Annotated in this window: 16 protein-coding genes; 3 read left to right on the top strand and 13 right to left on the bottom strand. The window is 72.8% G+C overall.

Features of this window, described 5'->3' with window-relative positions; genetic code table 11:
• Nucleotides 1–26: 26 nt before the first annotated feature.
• Together AC07DF_RS39305 and AC07DF_RS39300 are read right to left on the bottom strand one after the other, a co-directional pair.
• Nucleotides 27–272, bottom strand: a complete 246-nt coding sequence (locus AC07DF_RS39305) for a YiaA/YiaB family inner membrane protein (RefSeq protein ID WP_478982028.1) — start codon at nt 270–272, stop codon at nt 27–29.
• 59 nt (nt 273–331) lie between these two features.
• A complete protein-coding gene (locus AC07DF_RS39300) occupies nt 332–1,483 on the bottom strand; it encodes an acyl-CoA dehydrogenase family protein (RefSeq protein WP_478982027.1) in 1,152 nt (383 codons plus the stop codon).
• Between the two features lie 68 nt (nt 1,484–1,551).
• Between AC07DF_RS39300 and AC07DF_RS39295 the strand changes: the two genes are divergently transcribed.
• The 3 genes from AC07DF_RS39295 to AC07DF_RS39285 all read left to right on the top strand — a co-directional run bounded on the left by AC07DF_RS39295 (nt 1,552) and on the right by AC07DF_RS39285 (nt 4,037).
• Nucleotides 1,552–2,202, top strand: a complete 651-nt coding sequence (locus AC07DF_RS39295) for a TetR/AcrR family transcriptional regulator (protein WP_454363484.1) — start codon at nt 1,552–1,554, stop codon at nt 2,200–2,202.
• 46 nt (nt 2,203–2,248) lie between these two features.
• On the top strand, nt 2,249–2,959 hold the full coding sequence (locus AC07DF_RS39290) for an ArsR/SmtB family transcription factor (protein ID WP_478982024.1): 711 nt from the start codon (nt 2,249–2,251) through the stop codon (nt 2,957–2,959).
• A 109-nt stretch (nt 2,960–3,068) separates the two neighbouring features.
• Complete coding sequence (locus AC07DF_RS39285) at nt 3,069–4,037, top strand: DMT family transporter (RefSeq protein WP_478982022.1); 969 nt, start codon at nt 3,069–3,071, stop codon at nt 4,035–4,037.
• Here the strand turns inward: AC07DF_RS39285 and AC07DF_RS39280 are convergent.
• The 11 genes from AC07DF_RS39280 to AC07DF_RS39230 all read right to left on the bottom strand — a co-directional run bounded on the left by AC07DF_RS39280 (nt 4,026) and on the right by AC07DF_RS39230 (nt 18,635).
• Nucleotides 4,026–5,399: an MFS transporter gene (locus AC07DF_RS39280; protein ID WP_478982019.1), complete on the bottom strand. Its 1,374-nt coding sequence runs from the start codon at nt 5,397–5,399 to the stop codon at nt 4,026–4,028. The genes AC07DF_RS39285 and AC07DF_RS39280 overlap by 12 nt on opposite strands.
• 212 nt (nt 5,400–5,611) lie before the next feature.
• Complete coding sequence (locus tag AC07DF_RS39275) at nt 5,612–6,694, bottom strand: Zn-dependent alcohol dehydrogenase (RefSeq protein ID WP_478982017.1); 1,083 nt, start codon at nt 6,692–6,694, stop codon at nt 5,612–5,614.
• Between the two features lie 19 nt (nt 6,695–6,713).
• Nucleotides 6,714–8,102, bottom strand: coding sequence for an aldehyde dehydrogenase family protein (locus tag AC07DF_RS39270; RefSeq protein ID WP_478982015.1), 1,389 nt, complete (start codon nt 8,100–8,102; stop codon nt 6,714–6,716).
• Nucleotides 8,103–8,230: 128 nt separating this feature from the next.
• Nucleotides 8,231–9,565, bottom strand: a complete 1,335-nt coding sequence (locus AC07DF_RS39265) for an ABC transporter ATP-binding protein (protein WP_478982013.1) — start codon at nt 9,563–9,565, stop codon at nt 8,231–8,233.
• A gap of 183 nt (nt 9,566–9,748) precedes the next feature.
• Nucleotides 9,749–10,693: a class F sortase gene (locus AC07DF_RS39260; RefSeq protein WP_478982011.1), complete on the bottom strand. Its 945-nt coding sequence runs from the start codon at nt 10,691–10,693 to the stop codon at nt 9,749–9,751.
• Nucleotides 10,694–11,507: 814 nt separating this feature from the next.
• Nucleotides 11,508–12,089, bottom strand: a complete 582-nt coding sequence (locus tag AC07DF_RS39255; RefSeq protein ID WP_391111242.1) for a hypothetical protein — start codon at nt 12,087–12,089, stop codon at nt 11,508–11,510.
• 93 nt (nt 12,090–12,182) lie between these two features.
• Entirely contained in the window at nt 12,183–13,448 is a 1,266-nt protein-coding gene (locus AC07DF_RS39250; protein WP_478982009.1) for an MFS transporter, read from the bottom strand.
• A gap of 28 nt (nt 13,449–13,476) precedes the next feature.
• Nucleotides 13,477–14,937, bottom strand: a complete 1,461-nt coding sequence (locus AC07DF_RS39245; RefSeq protein ID WP_478982006.1) for a CitMHS family transporter — start codon at nt 14,935–14,937, stop codon at nt 13,477–13,479.
• 135 nt (nt 14,938–15,072) lie between these two features.
• A complete protein-coding gene (locus AC07DF_RS39240) occupies nt 15,073–17,316 on the bottom strand; it encodes a molybdopterin oxidoreductase family protein (protein WP_478982004.1) in 2,244 nt (747 codons plus the stop codon).
• A gap of 93 nt (nt 17,317–17,409) precedes the next feature.
• Nucleotides 17,410–18,027, bottom strand: a complete 618-nt coding sequence (locus AC07DF_RS39235; protein WP_478982002.1) for a TetR/AcrR family transcriptional regulator — start codon at nt 18,025–18,027, stop codon at nt 17,410–17,412.
• Entirely contained in the window at nt 18,024–18,635 is a 612-nt protein-coding gene (locus AC07DF_RS39230; protein ID WP_478982000.1) for a hypothetical protein, read from the bottom strand. Before AC07DF_RS39230 ends, AC07DF_RS39235 begins: the two co-directional genes overlap by 4 nt.
• Nucleotides 18,636–18,739 lie beyond the last annotated feature (104 nt).

Below are 18,739 nucleotides of genomic sequence, written 5' to 3'. Positions count from 1 at the left end.
GGTGAGCGGGCGCTTAGTGCGGCCGGTCAGTGCTTCTCGAAGGGGGTGTAGGCGGGGGCCGCCGCCCCCTCCTGCCGGTCCCGGATCACCTTGGCCAGGGTGAAGGAGGAGGTGACCAGGTAGAGGACGGCGATGGCGAGGAAGCCCCGGACCCAGGCGTCGGCGCTGAGATGGTAGATGCCGATGGCGGTGGCCGCCATGGCGACGGCGAACGAGGCGACGGCCTGGCCGTAGAAGGCCGCGGTGTTCTGCTTACCCGGTGTGTCACTCATGGGGGCAAGCTTCGGCCGAAGTGGCCAGCGCCACATCCGCCGACGTACTCAGAAGGTACTCAGAACGCCGAAACTCCCGTCAGCGCACGCCCGATGACCAGCTTCTGGATCTGACTGGTGCCCTCGTAGAGGGTCATCACACGGGCGTCCCGCAGCAGCTTGCCCGCCGGGTACTCGTCGATGTAGCCGTATCCGCCGAAGACCTGGAGCGCGTTGTTCGCGGCGCGGACGGCCGCCTCCGAGGCGAACAGCTTGGCCTTGGACGACTCGACGGCGAACGGACACCCCCGGTCGATCAGATCGGCGACCCGCCAGGTCAGCAGCCGGGCGGCGTCGACGTCCACGGCGATGTCGCTGATCAGCTCCTGGACGAGCTGGTGCCGGGCGATGGGCTTCCCGAACTGCTCGCGCTCGCCCGCGTACCGCACCGCCGCGTCCAGCGCGGCCTGGGCTATGCCGACACAGCCCGCGGCGACCGACATCCGGCCCTTGGCCAGGGCGGACATGGCGACCGAGAAGCCCTTGCCCTCCTCCCCCAGCAGCGCCGAGGCGGGCACGCGTACGTCGTCCAGCACCAGTTCGGCCGTTGCCTGGCCGCGCAGCCCCAGCTTCCCGTGGATCGTGCGGCGCGTCAGGCCGGGCGTGCCGGTGGGGACGAGGAAGGCGGAGACGCCCTTGTGGCCGGGGGCGTCCGTGGAGCGGGCGAAGAGCAGGACGACGTCGGCCCAGGTGCCGTTGGTGATGAACATCTTGGTGCCGCTGATGACGTAGTCGTCGCCGTCCCGGACCGCTCGGGTCGCGAGGTTGCCCGCGTCCGAGCCCGTGCCCGGCTCGGTCAGGCCGAAGCAGCCGACCGTCTCGCCGGAGGTGAGCCCGGGCAGCCACCGCCGCTTCTGCTCTTCGCTCCCCCACGCGGCGACGGTCTTGGCGACGAGCCCCAGCGAGACGGAGACGATGCCGCGCACGGACGAGTCACCCCGCCCCAGTTCCTCAGTGACCAGGCAGTACGCGAGGTGGTCGCCGCCGGATCCGCCGTACTCCTCGTCGACGGTCAGGCCCAGGAAGCCGACCTCGCCGAGCTTCTTGACGATCGCGCGGTCGACTTCCTCGGCGCGGTCCCAGGCGATGACGTTCGGGGTGATCTCACGCTCCACGAAGTCGCGTGCGAGCCGCCGGACCGCGCTCTGCTCCTCGCTGAGCTCCAGGTTCACCACGAGTCACCCCACTTGAAAACCGTACATTTAAATTAGCACTGCTAGTTTCCAGCCGCAGCCCTACTATGTGCGCCATGGCCCGACCGCGCAAGCCCTTGCTCAGCACAGACCGGATCATCGAGACCGCTCGTGTGCTCGTGGACGCGGAGGGCCTCGCGGCCGTCTCCACCCGACGGCTCGCCGCCGAACTGGGCGTCAGCGGGCCCTCGCTGTACAACCACTTCCGCACGAAGGACGAGATCCTGGAGGCGGTCGCCGACTCGGTGAGCGGTCAGGTGGACCTGACGATGTTCGAGGACGGCCGCGACTGGCGGACCGCGCTGCACGACTGGGCCGTCTCCTACCGGGCCGCGCTGCGCGACCACCCGAACATCGTCCCGGTGCTGGCCCGCGGCCCCGGCCGCCGCCCGGCGGGGCTGCGCCTCGCGGACGCCGTCTACGGCGCGATGGTCGCCGCGGGCTGGCCGCCGGCGCAGGCCACGTCCATCGGCGCGCTGATGCGGTACTTCGTGATGGGCTCCGCGCTCGGCTCCTTCGCCGGGGGCTTCGTGGACGACGCGAGCGCCTACGACCCCGCCGACTACCCCCATCTCCAGCAGGCCCATCTCCTCGCCGAGCAGCAGGAGAAGATCGACGAGCGGGCTTTCGAGACGGGGCTGACGGCCCTGCTGGACGGGCTGGCACGGCAGTACGAGCAAGTGCGGCGGACCGCGTAGGGACACTTCGGCGGCGGCCGAACGGTCCGTGTCCCATGCTGGGGCCATGACGACGAGGGACCCGCGGGCCACGAGCCTGGCACGGCTCGCCGGACTGTTCGCGGACGAGACCCGGGCCGCGTGCCTGCTGGCGCTGCTCGACGGACGGGCCTGGACGGCGGGCGAGCTGGCGCGGCACGCGGGTGTCGCCGCTTCCACGCTGAGCGAGCACCTGAGCAGGCTCGTCGCGGGCGGGCTGCTCGCCGAGGAGCGGCAGGGCCGGCACCGGTACGTCCGGCTGGCCGACGCGCGGGTCGCGCAGCTGGTGGAGGACCTGGCCGCACAGGTCGCGCCGGGCACGGCCGTACGGCCGCGGAGCCTGCGGGAGTCGAGCGCGGGTTCGGCCATGGCCCGGGGCCGCACCTGCTACGACCATCTCGCCGGCCGGCTCGGCATCGCGGTCACCGACGCACTGACGGCACGCGGGCTGCTGCAGCAGGAGACCGGGTTCGCGCTCACCGACACGGGCCTGGCGTGGTTCGCGTCGGCCGGTATCGGCCTCGAACGGCGCGGCCGGCGTCCCCTGGCGCGGGCCTGTCTCGACTGGACCGAACGCCGGCCCCATCTCGCGGGCGTGGCGGGCGCGGCCCTGTGCCGGCACGCCCTGGACACGGGGTGGTGCGTGCGCATCGGCTCCGAGCGTGCCGTGAAGGTGACGGCGGCCGGTGAACGGGCCCTCTTCGATCTGCTGGGTGTGGAGGCGGCGGCGCTGCGCTGACCTCGAATCCTGGCCGGACCGGCCCGGACACACCACCGCCCGGCATGCCTCGACGCCCGGTCCGAAAACCGCGAGCGTCCGCCCCTCCACCCCTCCTAGCCTCTGGAGCATGATGAACACCTCCCCGTCCCGTCCCGGCCGCCGGGCGGAACTGCTGGCCGCCGGGGCGGCCGCGGTCACCGTCGTGCTGTGGGCGTCCGCCTTCGTCTCGATCCGCAGCGCGGGCGACGCGTACTCGCCGGGCGCGCTGGCGCTCGGGCGGCTGCTGGCCGGGGTGCTGACGCTGGGCCTGATCTGCCTGCTGCGGCGGGAGGGACTGCCGCCGCGCTCGGCCTGGCGCGGGATCGCGATATCGGGGCTGCTGTGGTTCGGCTTCTACATGGTCGCGCTCAACTGGGGCGAGCAGCAGGTCGACGCGGGTACGGCCGCCCTGGTCGTGAACACCGGGCCGATCCTGATCGCGCTGCTGGGTGCCAGGCTGCTCGGGGACCCGATGCCGCCGCGGCTGCTGGCGGGGATGGCGGTGTCGTTCGCCGGCGCGGTGACGGTGAGTCTCTCGATGTCGGGCGAGGGTGGGTCCTCGGTGCTCGGGGTGGTGCTGTGCCTGCTGGCGGCGGTCGCGTACGCCGGTGGTGTCGTGGCGCAGAAGCCCGCGCTGGGCACGGCGAGTCCCTTGCAGGTGACGACGTTCGGGTGCCTGGTCGGCGCGGTGCTGTGTCTGCCGTTCGCGGGGCAGCTGGTCCAGGAGGCCGCCGAGGCGCCTGCCTCCGCGACGCTCAACATGGTGTACCTGGGCGTCTTCCCGACCGCCCTCGCCTTCACGACGTGGGCGTACGCCCTGTCCCGGACGACCGCGAGCCGGATGGGCGCGACGACGTACGCGGCGCCCGCGCTGGTCGTCCTGATGTCCTGGCTGTTCCTCGGCGAGGTGCCGGGACTGCTGACCCTGGTCGGCGGCGTGCTGTGCCTGGCGGGTGTCGCGGTGTCCCGGTCGCGGTCGCGGGCGGCGGCTCGGGGCGGGGCTCCGGGAGCGGCTCCGGAGCCCCGGCCCGAGGAGGCCGCGGACTCAGCCCGCTGACTCGGCCTCCGTCGCCGGCTCGGTCGCGGGTTCCGCCGCCGGTTCCGCCGCACGGGCACGGTCCGCGAGGACTTTGATCGAGACCAGCGCGATCACCGAGAGCACGATGATGTAGCCGGACACGGCCATCGACGTTCCCGTCGCCTCCAGCAGCAGCACCATGACGAAGGGCGCGAGCCCGCCGCCGGCCACGGCCGCGATCTGGTAGCCGAGGGAGGCGCCGGTGTAGCGCATCTCGGGCGTGAACAGCTCCGCGAACAGGGCGGCCTGGGGGCCGTACATGATGCTCAGGAAGCAGCTGGCGACGAACGTGCCGACGGCGAGCCACAGCAGCGAGCCGGTGTCGATCAGCAGGAAGAGCGGTACGGCCCACAGCGCGATGCCGACGGCGCCGAGGGCGTAGATCCGGATGCGGCCGACACGGTCGGAGAGCGCGGCGGCAGCCGGGATGAGCACGAGCTGGGTGAGGCTGACGCAGAGCGAGACGGTGAGCACCGCGCTCTTCTTCATGTCCAGCTCGCGGGTCGTGTAGTCGAGGACGCCGGTGATCAGGATGTAGAAGGTCGCGGTGTTGACGGCGAAGGAGCCGCCGGCGAGGAGGACCGTGCCGAGGTGGCCGCGCAGGATCGTGCGCAGCGGCGAGCTCTGCTCGGTCTTCTCCTTCTCCGCGAGGGCACGTTCGGCCTCCCGGAACGCGGGGGTCTCCTCGACGCGGGTGTGGATGTACCAGGCGAGTCCGAGGACCAGCAGACCGACCAGGAACGGCACGCGCCAACCCCAGGCCGCGAACGCCGAGTCGGTGGTGAGGGCGCCGGCGGCCAGGAAGACCGTGTTGGCGGTCACCACGCCGATGGGGACGCCGAGCTGGACGACACTGCCGTAGACACCGCGCTTGCCCTCCGGGGCGTACTCGGTGGCCAGGAGCATCGCGCCGCCCCACTGGGCGCCGACGGCGACGCCCTGGGCGACGCGGAGCAGGACCAGCAGGATCGGGGCCGCGACGCCGATCGTTTCGTACGTCGGCAGCAGGCCGATGCCGGTGGTGGCCACGCCCATCAGGGTGAGGGCGAGGACCAGCATCGGCTTGCGGCCGCGCTTGTCGCCCAGGTGGCCCGCGACGATGCCGCCGATGGGGCGGGCGAGGAAGCCGACGGCGAAGGTGGCGAACGAGGCCAGGACGCCGGCGGTGGGGCTGCCCGCGGGGAAGTAGAGATCGCCGAGGACGAGGGCGGCGGCGATGCCGAAGACGAAGTAGTCGTACCACTCGACGGCCGAGGCGAGCGCTGCCGCGGTGGCTACCCGGCGGCGGTTGCCGGCGGCCGGGGTGGTGGTGGCGGGCTGAGCGGAAGGGGCCGTGTCCATGCGGTGCACGCTCCGGTGGGTGCGGGGACGGAACGGGGGGTGGCTCGGATGGGAACAGGGGCTGACTCGAGTCCGGGGAACGTACTGACCGGACGGTATGTACGTCAACGGGTCGCGCACCAGGACTTTTACCTGTACTTGGCACCGACCGCGTGTGCGGGCACGCCTGAGGCCCCGGCCTCGCGTGGAGGCCGGGGCGTGGGGGAAGCGGGCTAGAAGACGACCAGTGCCCGGCCGCCCTTGCCCGCCAGCATGTTCTCGAACGCGGCCGGGATGCCCTCCAGGGAGATCCGCTCCGTCACCAGCGCGCTCAGGTCGAGGCGGCCCGCCCGGACGTGTTCGGCGAGCACCGGGAGGTCCTCGGCCGGGTTGGAGTTGCCGTAGACGCAGCCGGCGAGGGTGCGGCCCCAGTGGAAGATCTCGAGGGCGTTGAAGGTGACCTGCTGGTCCTTGCCGCCGATGCCGACGACCGTGGTGCGGCCGCCGCGCCGGGTGGAGTCCCAGGCCGTGCGGATGGTGACCGCGCGGCCGGCGCACTCCACGGCGACGTCGACGCCCTGTTTGCCGGTGAGGGCGCGGATCTCGCGGGCGGTGTGCTCGGAGGCGATGACGTAGTCGGTGGCACCGGCCGCCCGGGCCAGTTCCTCCTTCTCGGCGGAGACGTCCACCGCGACGATCTTCGAGGCACCCGCGATCCGGGCGGCCTGGAGGGCTGCGAGGCCCACTCCCCCGACGCCGAACACCGCCACCGTCTCGCCGGGCCGGACCTGCGCCGAGTGGTGGACGGCGCCGTAGCCGGTGAGGACGGCGCAGCCGAGGAGGGCCGCGTCGGTGAGCGGTACGCCCTGGGGCACGGGCAGGACGCAGGCGGCGGACACGACCGTCTCCTCGGCGAACGCGGCGACGTTCAGGCCGGGGTGGAGGTCGGTGCCCTCGGTGGTGCGGGCGTAGACGTCGGCGGCGCCGTTGAGGGCGTTGGCGCACAGCCAGACCTCGCCGAGCGAGCAGGCGTGGCAGGCACCGCAGGACGGGGCCCAGTTGAGGACGACCCCGTCGCCGGGCGCGACGTGGGTGACGCCCTCGCCGACGGCGACGACCGTGCCGGCGCCCTCGTGGCCGAGGACGGCGGGGACGGGCACGCGCATGGTGCCGTCGGACAGGGACAGGTCGGAGTGGCAGACCCCGGCGGCGGCGAGCCGGACGCGGACCTGGCCGGGTCCGGGGTCCGGCAGGTCGATGCCGGTGATCTCCAGCGGGGAGCCGACGGCGGGCAGTACGGCGGCGCGGACAGCCATGACGGAAGGAACTCCCTGACTAGAACTGGAGGGACTTGGTCTGGAGGTACTCGGCCAGGCCGTGCACGCCGAGTTCGCGGCCCACGCCCGACTGCTTGTACCCGCCGAAGGGCGCGAGGGGGTTGAAGCGGCCGCCGTTGATGTCGACCTGGCCGGTCTCCATCCGGCGTGCGAAGGCCACCGCCTCTGCCTCGTCACCGGCCCAGACGGCACCGGCCAGGCCGTACACCGTGCCGTTGGCGATGCGCAGGGCGTCCTCCTCGTCGTCGTAGGGGAGGATCGACAGGACCGGGCCGAAGATCTCTTCCTGGGCGATGGTCATGTCCGGGGTGACGTCGGCGAAGACGGTCGGGCTGACGAAGTAGCCCGTCTCGCGCGGGGATTCGGGGCCGCCTGCGACCAGGCGGGCGCCTTCCGCGACGCCCTTGTCGATGTAGCCGCGCACCCGGGCCTGCTGCTTGGCGTTGACGACCGGGCCGATGCGGTCGCCGTACTTGGCGGCGGCGGCAGCGGCGAGCTCGACGGCCTCGTCGTACCGGTCGCGGTGGACGAGCATGCGCGTCCAGGCGCTGCACGTCTGCCCGGAGTTGGACATGACATTGGCGACCCCGACGTTGACCGCCTTGGCCAGGTCGGCGCTCGGGAGGATGACGTTGGCGGACTTGCCGCCGAGTTCGAGGGCGACCTTCTTGACCTGCCCGGCGGCGATCGCGGCGATGTGGCGGCCGACGGCGGTGGAGCCGGTGAAGGAGACCAGGTCGACGTCCGGATGTTCGGCGAGGGCCTGGCCGGCGACCGGGCCGAGTCCGGTGACCAGGTTGAAGACGCCCGCCGGGATCCCGGCCTCGTGCACCGCGCCGGCGAACAGGCGGGCGACCAGCGGGGTGTCCTCGGCGGGCTTCACGACGACCGTGCAGCCCGCCGCGAGGGCCGGGGCGACCTTGGCGACGATCTGGTGCAGGGGGTAGTTCCAGGGCGTGATCGCTGCCACGACACCGACCGGCTCGTGGTGCACCACCGAGTTGCCGGTCTTCTCCTCGAAGGCGTACGTGGCCGCCAGTTCGGCGTAGGAGCCCGCGACCGCGATCGGCACGCCCGCGTGGACGGCCTGCGAGAACTTCAGGGGTGAGCCGAGTTCGGCCGTGACGGTCTCGGCGATCTCGTCGGCGCGGGCCACGAGCACGTCCCGGAGGGTGGCCAGGCGCGCCGCACGCTCGGCGGGCGGGGTCGCGGCCCAGGCCGCGAGGGCGGCGCGGGCGGCCCGTACGGCGGTGTCGACGTCCTCGGCGGTGCCCGCCGGGACCGTGCCGATGACCTTCTCGTCGACCGGGTTCACGACCTCGATCACGTCCTGGCCTGCGGCCGGGCGCCAGGCGCCCCCGATGTACATGCCGTCGTGTGCCTTCATCGCGCTTCCTCCGGGGCGGGGCGTCGTCGTCCGGCACATAAACTAGCGGCGATAGTTTTCTGACGCCAGACGTCCCGGTCACCCCGTCATCACAGCACGGAGCGGGCTCCGCCCGGGTGTGCGGCTCCTCACTCCCCCAGGTCGGGCAGGCGCGCCGGGTGCGGGCAGATGCGGTCGCCGTTCTGGTCGAAGACGAAGAGATGGGCGAGGTCGACGAGGAGCGGCACCTGCATGCCGTGGCGGAGGGCCAGGTCCGGGGTGGTGCGGACGATGAGGTCCCCGGGCAGGCGGGGTTCGGCGGTGGCGGGGGCGGCGGCCTCGGGGTGGTCCAGGGCGACCACGGGTCCGGCCCGCCCGGCCGCGGACCGCTCCCGCAGCCGGGTGAGCACCGAGCCCTCGCGGCGGCGCCGCCGGGCGGGGCGGCCGGGGCGGGGGCGCGGGGCCTCCAGTTCGGGGACGACGGCGGGGCTGGAGCCGGTGTTGAAGTGGACGAGGATCTCGTGCCCCTGGAACTCCACATGCTCGACCAGGCCGGTGATCGGCACCTCGCCGGGGCGGGCCGAGGAGTGCTTGGCGATCCGGACGGCCTCCGAGCGCAGGCCGACGATGACCTCGCGGCCCTGCTGGACCCGCAGCAACTGGTGGTCCAGGGAGAGCGGTTCGGGCAGGCGCAGGAACTGCTTGCCCAGGCTGATGGTCATCGCGCCGTCCAGCGGGGCACGCACCAGGCCGCGCAGCAGGTTGATGCGCGGGGTGCCTATGAAGGCGGCGACGAACACATTGCCGGGCATCGCGTAGACCGCGCGCGGGCTGTCGACCTGCTGGAGCACGCCACCGCGCAGCACCGCGACCCGGTCGCCCAGCGACATGGCCTCGGCCTGGTCGTGGGTGACGTAGATGGTGGTGACGCCCAGCTCCCGGGTGAGCTGGGATATCTCGGCCCGCAGGTGGTTGCGGAGCTTGGCGTCGAGGTTGGACAGCGGCTCGTCCATCAGGAAGGCCGAGGGGTGGCGGGCGATGGCCCGGCCCATCGCGACGCGCTGGCGTTCGCCGCCGGAGAGCTGGCCGGGCAGGCGGTCCAGGAGGTCCTCGATGCCCAGCATGCGGGCGGTGGCGTCCACGCGTGGGCGGGGGTCCGTGCCGGGGGCCTCGATGCGCAGCGGGAAGCCGATGTTGGCCCGGCTGGTCATGTTCGGGTAGAGGGCGAAGTTCTGGAAGACCATCGCCATGTCCCGGCCGGACGGCGGCAGGTCGTTGGCGTACTCGCCGTCGAGCAGCAGTTGGCCGTCGTCGATCTCCTCCAGCCCGGCGATCATTCTGAGCACGGTCGACTTGCCGCAGCCGGACGGGCCGAGCAGTACGAGGAACTCGCCCGGCGTGATGTCCAGCGACAGCCGGTCCACCACGCGGGCGCCTCGCGTATAGGCCTTGCTCACGTCGTGCAGGGAGATGGCGCGTGTCATGAGATGCCCCCGAGGGGTCTTCAGGGCGCTGGTGCTCCGCGGGCCGGAGGCCCCGCACGGGTCGCACGGGGCTGTGGGTCACGGAAGTTAACGGAATGTGTGCGGCCGGGGGAAGACACCGGGCGGGATCGGGGGCTTCGGTCCATCTGGTGAGAAGGCGGACGGCCTGATTCGGCCAGGGCGTCAGCGGACGGCGGTGAGATGGGCGAACACCACGACGTTCCCGGAGTAGCCCTTCCTGCGGTCGTAGGCGCCGCCGCAGGTGATCAGGCGCAGCTCGGGGCGGCCCCGGGCGCCGTACACCTCCTGGCTCGGGAAGTGCTCCTTCTCGTACGACTTGATCGCGTCGACCGTGTAGACGGCGATCCGTCCGTCGGCGCGGCGGGCCTTGATCTCCCGGCCCCGCTTCAGCTCCGTCAGCCCCGCGAAGACGGCGGGGCCGCGATCCGTGTCGAGATGCCCGACGGCGACGGCGGTGCCCTGCTCGCCGGGCGAGGCGCCGTGCTGGTACCAGCCGACCAGTCTCGGGTTGTCCTCCGGGGGCGCTGTGAGCCGTCGTTCGCGGTCGAGGCCCAGGGGCATGATCGGGGCGTCGACGCGGAGGTAGGGGATGAGGAGGCGCGTGGCGCGGGAGCGGGGCAGGGAGTGGGGGGTGGCGGGGCGGGGTGGTTGGGCGGTGGGGGGCTGGGGGCGCTCGGAGGCCGGGGGGCGGTTCGGGTGGGGGGTGCCGGTTGCGGGGCGACGGCCCGGCGCGGGGTGGCTGCCGGTGGGGGGTCTGGAGGTCTGGGCGCCGGGTCCCTGAGCCGGGGCGGTACGGGATGTGGGTGCCTGTGGTGTACGGGTACCGGGCCCGGGGGATCCGGAGGGGCCGGGCCGGGCGGGCGGGGAGCCGGTGGGGCGGCCTGGAAGGGCAGGGGTGGAGGCGGCGTTGCCCGGCTGGGCGGGTGTGGACGCGGAGCGGCTGGGCCAGGCGGAAGTGGCCGAGGCGCCGGCCGGGGCGGTGTCGGAGTCGCCCGGCAGGGCGTCCGCGGCAGCTTCGGCGGAGCCGGTCGGCAGAGCCGTGACGGATTCGCTGGGCTCGTCGCCCGGGTCCCAGCAGACACCGAGCAACAGCAACGAGAAGGCCACGGCGATCGTCCGCGCCAGCCGGTAGGCACGCGTCCGGTACCAGGGCCTGCGCGGCCGCCGGGGCCAGGCCGTGGGGCCACCGCCCCCGGCCCCACCGGGGCCACTGCCTCCCGCCCCACGGCGTCCACCGGCCCCACCAGGACCGCTGCCCCCGGCCCCACGGCGGCCTCCGACCCCACCGAGGCCACTGCCTCCCGCCCCACCGCGGCCTCCAACCCCACCGGGGCCACTGCCACCGGCCCCACGGCGGCCTCCAACCCCACCAGGACCGCTGCCCCCGGGCCCACGCCGAACCACGGGCGCAGCACCGGAACCCGCCCCACCCGTTCGCCGACCCACCGGAGGTGCGGCACCCCCAACTCCGGCCCCCCGCCGCACAGATGTGGCAACGGATCCAGAACCAGCCCCACGCCGAGCCACCGGAGCGTCAACGGACCCGGACCCAACACCACGCCGAGTTACCGGCCCAGCTTCAGCCTCCGCCCCACGCCGCCCCACCGAACCAACACCAGAACCGGCCCCACCCCCACGCCGAGCCACCGGCTCAGCCCCAAACCCCGCCCCGCCCCCACGCCGCCCCACCAAAGCGCCGTCAGAACGGCACCCAGCCGCCCGCCGCCCCGCCGCCCCGCCGTCAGAACCGGACACAGCCTCACGCCACCCCACCAGGCGGCCGTCGTAGCCGGACCCACCCCCGCGCCGACCCCCGGGGGCAGCTCCAGGGCCGCCCCCGCCCCACCCCGCCGGACCCGCACCACCGCCCGCCCCGGACTCGCGCCGCCCCACAGGAGCGGCGCGATACGCGGATGGTGTCCTACGCCGCGCCATCAGGGCGGCGGCGGAGGCGGAACCAGACCGCTCCGGCGACGGCGGCCAGGCCGACGGCGGCGGCGCCGGCGACCGGGGTGAAAGCCTCGGCACGGGCGATGCCGCCACCACCCGCCGGGGCGCCGCCGTTCGGGGTGATGGTGGCCTTGGAGTCCGGGCAGGCGACCTGGAACACCTTGAACTTGCCCGCGCCGTGGGCCCGGTCGGTGAGCCATGTCAGCTTGTACTGCCCGTTGGGAAGGTCGATGAGCGGGCTGCGGCCCGCTCCGGCCGCGTTGAGGGTGACCGAGCCGCTCTTGGCCGGGACCTCGGGCAGCGCCTGGATGGTCCAGTTGACCGTCTCGCCCGCCTCGAAGTCGAACGCGGCGAGGTAGAAGTCGCAGACCTTCGAATCGTTGCGGCGATCAGTGGCGGCCGTCTCGGTGGCGTGGATCTTGACGTCCCCGTTGTCCCCCGGAGCGGCGACAGCGGGCACCCCGCTCAGGGTGGTGCCGGCGAGGGTGAGAGCGGCGAGGACGGCGGTGCGGGTGCCGGCACGGCGTGCGAGGGGTACGACGGGCATGAACATGCCTCCAAGTCAGATGATTTTCATACAAACACCTCGTCACCTGACTATCTGCTACATGTCACCCGGAAACGCCGGAGCAGCGCCCACGACGCGTCAGATGTCGCTCTTCCGGCCCAACCGCATCCCGTTCCGCCGGGGTTCGGGGTCGTCCGCTCCGCCCTCCTCGTCCGGCTCCCGCCCCGCCTCGTCCGGCTCCCGCGGCGACCGCACCGCGACCCCCGACGACACCAGCAACAGCACCCCCAGCATCACGAACGGCGCCGCTACCCCCGCGACCCCGGCGATCAGCCCGGCCGCGGCGGGCGCGGCGACCTGCCCGAGCCGATTGCCGGTCAGACGCAGGGCGAGAGCGGTGGAACGGGCCTCGTCGGGTGCCGCCTGGACGACCGTCGTCATGGACAGCGGCTGCCCGACGCCCAGGCAGAAGCCGAGCAGTACGAGCAGCAGACCGAGCGCCCACACCGGCACCGGCAGGGCGATGCCCGCGCACAGAAGGGCCGCCAGCAGACACGTCACGGTGAGCAGCATGGTCCGGCCGAGCAGCCGCAGCAGGGGCGTCAGCACCAGGCGGCAAGCGATGGTGGCCGCCGCGCGCAGGCTGAGCAGGAGGCCGATCACGGACGGCGCGATGCCCCGGTGCTCGCCGACCACCGGGAGGTACGCGGTGAGGATGTCGGTCGCGGACAGCACGGCGAGGCTGATGAAAATGCCGGCGGGCACGCCCCGGGTGCGCAGGATGCCCCGGACCGGGACCCGGTCGCCCTTGTCCGCGCGGGACGTGGCCGCCGTACGGCGGTGCTCGATGCGCCACAGCGAGGTGAACGCGACCGCGCCGATCCCGCCCGCCACGACCAGGGCGAGCGCGCTGGTGCCCGCCATGTCCTCGCCGCCGATCAGCGCGCCCGCGGCGATGGGGCCGACCAGCTGGCCGAGCGCCGCGCCGATGGTGAAGTGACCGAAGTTGCGGTCCTGGTCGTGCGGCGCGGACTGACGGGCGACGAGGGACTGGGAGCCGATGACGAAGCAGAGGTGGCCGAGGCCCATCACCCCGCTCCACAGGGCCATCGCCCCCAGGGAGCCGGCGACGCCGCTGAGGGCGCAGCCGCCGGAGATGAGGACCACCCCGAAGGGCAGCAGGGGCGCGCAGCGGCCGTGGTCGGTACGACGCCCCAGGGGGACGGCGGCGAACAGCGGAAGCAGCGCGTAGACACCGGCGATCACACCGACGGCGCGTTCGTCCGCGCCCAGCGCGAGGGCCCGGTAGGAGACGGCGGGCCGGGCCATCGACACCGCCGCCTGAGCGAAGCCGAAGGCGATGACGAGGCGGAGCAGCCAGCCGCGATTCCCACCGGGCCTCACGATGTCCTCCAACTGGAGTCGAACAAGGTCAGATGATTCCGAACAGGATGCCCGCGCCGAGGATGACGAGGCATGTGAGGGCGGCCCACTTGACCACGAACCTGGTGTGGTCGCCGAACTCCACCTTGGCCATGCCGACCAGGACGTAGACGGCCGGGACGAGCGGGCTCGACATGTGCAGCGGCTGGCCGACCAGCGAGGCGCGGGCCATCTCCACCGGGGAGACGCCGTGCGCGGCACCGGCTTCGGCGAGGACGGGCAGGACACCGAAGTAGAAGCCGTCGTTGGACATGAAGTACGTCAGCGGCAGGCTCAGCACACCGGTGACGAGGGCCATGTGCGGGCCCATGCCCGCGGGGATGACGTCCACCATCCACTTGGCCATGTTGTCGACCATGCCGGTGCCCTGGAGGACGCCGGTGAAGACGGCGGCGGCGAAGACCATGCCGGCGACGTTCAGGACGTTGTCGGCGTGGGCGGCCAGCCGGGCCTTCTGGTCGGGGATGTGCGGGAAGTTCACGGTGAGGGCCAGCGCGGCACCGAGCAGGAACAGCACCGGGATCGGCAGCCACTCCATGATCATGGCGGTGAGCAGGACGACCGTGAGCAGCGCGTTGAACCAGTAGAGCTTGGGGCGCAGGGTGGCCCGGTTCGGGTCGAGACCCTGGAAGCCGTCGTCCTCGGCGTCGCCCTCGGCGCCCGCTCCGGTGCCGGTGCCCGCGTCCGCGCCGGTGCCGGAGCCCGCGTCCGCGCCGGTGCCGGAGCCCGCGCCGCCCTTGCGCATGGAGACCTTGCCGTCACCGGAACCGGAGCCGGAGCCCACGAGGACCGTCTCGCTCTCCTTCTCCTCCTCCAGCACCTCGTCCAGCGTCAGCATCCCCAGCCTCCGGCGCTCACGCACACCGAGCACGTAGGAGAGACCGAAGACGAAGAGCAGACCCACCAGGAGCGCCGGGATCATCGGGACGAAGATCTCGCTGGCGTCGAGCTTGAGCGCGGTCGCGGCGCGGGCGGTCGGGCCGCCCCAGGGGAGGGTGTTCATCACGCCGTTGGCCATCGCGGCCACACCGGTCATCACGACCAGGCTCATCTTCAGGCGCTTGTACAGCGGGTACATCGCCGAGACGGTGATCATGAAGGTGGTGGAGCCGTCGCCGTCCAGCGAGACGATCGCGGCGAGCAGCGCGGTGCCCACGACGATCCGCATCGGGTCCGCTTTACAGAATTTGAGGATCCCGCGGACGATCGGGTCGAAGAGACCGACGTCGATCATCACGCCGAAGTAGACGATCGCGAACATGAGCATCGCCGCGGTGGGGGCGAGGTCGGTCACGCCGTCGAGGACGTAGTCGCCGAGCTTGGCGCCCTTGCCGACGAACACGCAGAAGAGAGCGGGAATCAGCACGAGCGCCGCGATCGGCGACATCTTCTTCATCATGATCAGGACCAGGAAGGTCGCGATCATGGCGAAGCCGAGGATGGTCAGCATGAGTGGGTACCTAACGTTCGCCCTTGAACATTCCACCAGGGCCGGCGGTTCCCGAGACGTTAGGGCCCGTCAAGCAGCGTTAACAAGACGTTGACGTGCGAGCAATAAGCGCAAAACTGCTGGTCACAGCTTTGCTCAGGTCAGCGGCATGAGCTTTTCGGCCGCCGGGGCGCATTCGACGGGCACTCCGTTGAGGACCGCGTTGCCCGACAGCGGGTCGAGCAGACGGCCGTCGAGCAGCTGGTTGACGTTGACGCCTGGGTCGGTCGAGGCGTGGCTGAGGCGGGTGCCAGGCCGGTCATGGCCCCAGCCGTGCGGCAGGCTCACCACACCCCTGCGGATGGCATCCGTGACCTCGGCCGGTGCGGTCACCTCTCCCCCGGCGCCCTTGACCCGTACCGGCGCACCGTCCGCCACGCCCAGCCGTTCGGCGTCCGCGGGGTGGATGTGCAGGGTGCAGCGGTTGGAGCCGCCGGTCAGGGCGGGCACGTTGTGCATCCAGCTGTTGTTGGAGCGCAGATGACGGCGGCCGACCAGGACGAGCCCCTCGGGGCGTTCGGTCAGGGCCGCGCGCAGCCGGGGCAGGTCCTGTGCGATCGGCCCCGGCAGCAGCTCCACCAGGCCGCTCCGCGTCTTCAGCGGCTGCGGGAGCCGGGACCGCAGGGGGCCGAGGTCGATGCCGTGCGGATGCGCGAGCAGCTTCTCCAGGGAGAGCCCGTCCGGTCGTACGCCGAAGCCGTCGCCGTAGGGGCCGAGGCGCAGCATCATGTCCAGCCGTCGTTCGGGGCCGGTGTCGCCGGTGAGCCGGGCGGCGAGCTCGCGGGGATCGCGGCCGTATACGGGCGAATGGGCTTCCTTGACCGCCTTGCCGAGGGTCTGGTCGATGACCATCTGGTCGACGGCGGCGGGGTCGGCCCCGTGCATCCCCGTCGCGGCGAGGATCAGCCGGGCCAGGATCTCCGTCTCCGCCATGCGGCCCGGCTCCAGCGGGACCGCGGGGCGGGTGTAGCGGACCTGGTTGCGTACGGCGAGGGTGTTGAAGGCGAAGTCGTGGTGCGGGCTCTGGGAGGGCGGGGGCGGGGGCAGCACGACGTGGGCGTGGCGTGAGGTCTCGTTGAGGTAGGGGTCGACGCTGACCATGAAGTCGAGCGAGTCGAGCGCCTTGTCGAGCCGGTCGCCGTCGGGCGCGGACAGCACGGGGTTGGCGGCGACGGCGATCAGCGCGCGGACCGGCTCGCCCTCCTCGGTGGCGGTGTCGATCTCCTCGGCGAGGGCCGACAGGGGCAGCTCGCCCTTCGCTTCGGGGTGCCTGCTCACCCGGGAGAGCCAGCGGCCGAGGGCGAAGCCGCGGCCGGGTCCGGCGGGGCGCGGGGTCTTGTCGGTGGCGGCCTGCGGGAAGAGCGCGCCGCCCGGCCGGTCGAGGTTGCCGGTGAGGATGTTCAGGACGTCGACGAGCCAGCTGGCCAAGGTGCCGTGCGGGACGGTGCAGCTGCCGATGCGGCCGTAGACGGCGGCGGTGGGGGCGGCGGCGAGTTCGCGGGCGAGGGTGCGGATGAGGCCGGCGTCGACGTCACACGCCGGGGCCACGGCTTCGGGGGTGAACTCCCGCAGGGCGTCGGCCAGTTCCTCGACGCCCTGGACGTGCGGGGTCGGCTCGACCAGACCCTCGGCGTAGAGCACCTGCGCCATCGCCGCCAGCAGCAGCGCGTCGGTCCCGGGCCGCACGGCGATGTGCCGGTCGGCGAGCTTGGCGGTCCGGGTGCGCCGCGGGTCGATGACGACGAGGGTGCCGCCCCGGGCCTTGAGCGCCTTGAGCTTGCCCGGGAAGTCGGGGGCGGTGCACAGACTGCCGTTGGACTCCAGCGGGTTGGCGCCGATGAGGAGCAGATGGTCGGTGTGGTCGAGGTCGGGCACGGGGATGGCGTTCGCGTCGCCGAAGAGCAGTCCGCTGGAGACGTGCTTGGGCATCTGGTCGACCGTGGAGGCGGTGAAGACGCTGCGGGTGCCGAGTCCGGCGAGCAGCACCGTCGGGTAGAGGGCGCCGGCCATGGTGTGCACGTTGGGGTTGCCGAGGACGACGCCGACGGAGTTCGGGCCGTAGCGCTCGACGACCGGGCGAATGCCGGCGGCGACGGCGTCGAAGGCCTCCTCCCAGGTGGCCTCGCGCAGCTCCCCGTCCCTGCGCACCAGTGGGGCGCGCAGCCGGTCGGGGTCGGAGTCGACGGCTCCGAAGGAGGCGCCCTTGGGGCAGATGAAGCCTTCGCTGAACACGTCGTCGCGGTCACCCCGGGCACGGGTGACGCGCGTCCCCTCGATGGTGAGCGTCAGGCCGCAGGTGGCCTCACACAGGGGACAGATACGCAGGGCGGTGCGGGACACGGGTCCTCCCGGGGGCGGCGGCTTCGGTGGCGCACGAACGCGCCCGAGCATACCGACCGGTATGCATGGAGGGGAGGCCCCGGCGGCATCGGGTCAGTCGAGTACCCGGGACAGATACGCCCGGAGCATTTCCCGCATCTCCTCGATGATCTTGGGGTCCCCTTCCGGCATGACCCGGAACGCCAGGTGCACGAGGGTGTCGGCGGTCTCGACGGCGATGAGGAACACCCGGCGCAGCTCCTCGTCGGGCTCGCGGTCGAGGTAGCCGGAGAGGAGCTCGGTGAGGCGGTCGGCGACGCGGTGGTTGGGTTCGGTGTGGCGGGAGCCGACCGGGATCTGGTTGCCGAAGTCGACGAGGGAGAAGCCGGGCGCGGTGCGCTTCATCTCCAGGTACTCGTCGAGCACGGCGTCCATGGCCACGCGCCAGCCCCCGTCGCCCGTCTCCCGCAGGCGCTCGGTGACGCGGGCGGAGTACCGCTCGAGGTTGCGCTGGGCCAGCGCGTCGGCCATCTGGCGTTTGTTGCCGAAGAAGCGGTAGACCGAGCCGATGGGGACGCCGGCCCGCTGGGCGACGGCGCGGGTGCTCAGGGCGTCGTAGCCGACCTCGTCGAGAAGGTCGGCGCAGGCGTCGAGGATCCTGGTCAGGCGTTCGGCACTGCGCCGCTGCACGGGCGCACGACGGAGCGATGTCGCGTGGGGCACGGGCTTCATGATGCCTTTCCGGCGCGATCCGGTGAACCTCGCCCCCCGATCCGGGACCGGTGGTCCGTCGCGTGCGTGCGCGCTTCCCCCGGGGCGCTCGCACTCGGCGTCGCGCCCGGGCCGGGCTCCGACGCGGTGATGTCGGCCGTGCTCTCCACGGGCCTGCCGTCCACCGCCCAGGCGGTGCCGTCGTCGGCGTAGAGGCGGGCCGTGACGTGGTGCGTGCCGCGCGGGACGAGGTGGGCGGCCAGCCGGTACTCGGTGGTGCGGAGCCGGGTGACGAGACGGCCGTCCACATAGAGGTGTGCGAGTCCGCGCCCGGCCACCGCCTCCCCCGCCGCACCCGCCCGCGAGAAGCGGAACTTGCGGACAGCCAGCCGGACGTCCCAGCCGCCGCCCGCGTCGGGCTGCACCTCGATGCCGACGTCGGGCGCGTCCCGCCGCGCCACCTGACGGAAGGGCCGCCCCTCGGGGTCCCGGTCCTCCAGGAGCGTGCCCGCGGGCGTGGACGAGGCCCCGCTCCCCCGCTCCCGCGCGTCACCGGAGCCGCAGCCCCCGGCTCCGCCCAGCAGGACGCAGACCGCGAGCAGGGCGAGAGGTCCACGTGTCCACGTCATGTCCGCGAGCGTAGAACGCACGTCCGACCCGGCGGATCGTCCTCAAGTCGGGTTCAGGTCATCCCTCGAGAGGAGGGCGCGTGTCCCTCTTGCGCAGGGGAAAA

The sequence above is a fragment of the Streptomyces sp. NPDC044719 genome, assembly GCF_056433405.1.
The sequence above is the reverse complement of the archived record's forward strand: the minus strand, read 5'-3'. Positions and strand labels throughout refer to the sequence as shown.

Bases quoted from the DNA above. Each gene is read 5' to 3' on its own strand.
- AC07DF_RS39245 (WP_478982006.1), bottom strand. From the start codon at position 14,937: ATGCTGACCATCCTCGGCTTCGCCATGATCGCGACCTTCCTGGTCCTG.
- AC07DF_RS39230 (WP_478982000.1), bottom strand. From the start codon at position 18,635: ATGACGTGGACACGTGGACCTCTCGCCCTGCTCGCGGTCTGCGTCCTG.
- AC07DF_RS39235 (WP_478982002.1), bottom strand. From the start codon at position 18,027: ATGAAGCCCGTGCCCCACGCGACATCGCTCCGTCGTGCGCCCGTGCAG.
- AC07DF_RS39255 (WP_391111242.1), bottom strand. From the start codon at position 12,089: ATGTTCATGCCCGTCGTACCCCTCGCACGCCGTGCCGGCACCCGCACC.
- AC07DF_RS39270 (WP_478982015.1), bottom strand. From the start codon at position 8,102: ATGAAGGCACACGACGGCATGTACATCGGGGGCGCCTGGCGCCCGGCC.
- AC07DF_RS39290 (WP_478982024.1), top strand. From the start codon at position 2,249: ATGACGACGAGGGACCCGCGGGCCACGAGCCTGGCACGGCTCGCCGGA.
- AC07DF_RS39285 (WP_478982022.1), top strand. From the start codon at position 3,069: ATGATGAACACCTCCCCGTCCCGTCCCGGCCGCCGGGCGGAACTGCTG.
- AC07DF_RS39265 (WP_478982013.1), bottom strand. From the start codon at position 9,565: ATGACACGCGCCATCTCCCTGCACGACGTGAGCAAGGCCTATACGCGA.
- AC07DF_RS39305 (WP_478982028.1), bottom strand. From the start codon at position 272: ATGAGTGACACACCGGGTAAGCAGAACACCGCGGCCTTCTACGGCCAG.
- AC07DF_RS39280 (WP_478982019.1), bottom strand. From the start codon at position 5,399: ATGGACACGGCCCCTTCCGCTCAGCCCGCCACCACCACCCCGGCCGCC.
- AC07DF_RS39275 (WP_478982017.1), bottom strand. From the start codon at position 6,694: ATGGCTGTCCGCGCCGCCGTACTGCCCGCCGTCGGCTCCCCGCTGGAG.
- AC07DF_RS39295 (WP_454363484.1), top strand. From the start codon at position 1,552: ATGTGCGCCATGGCCCGACCGCGCAAGCCCTTGCTCAGCACAGACCGG.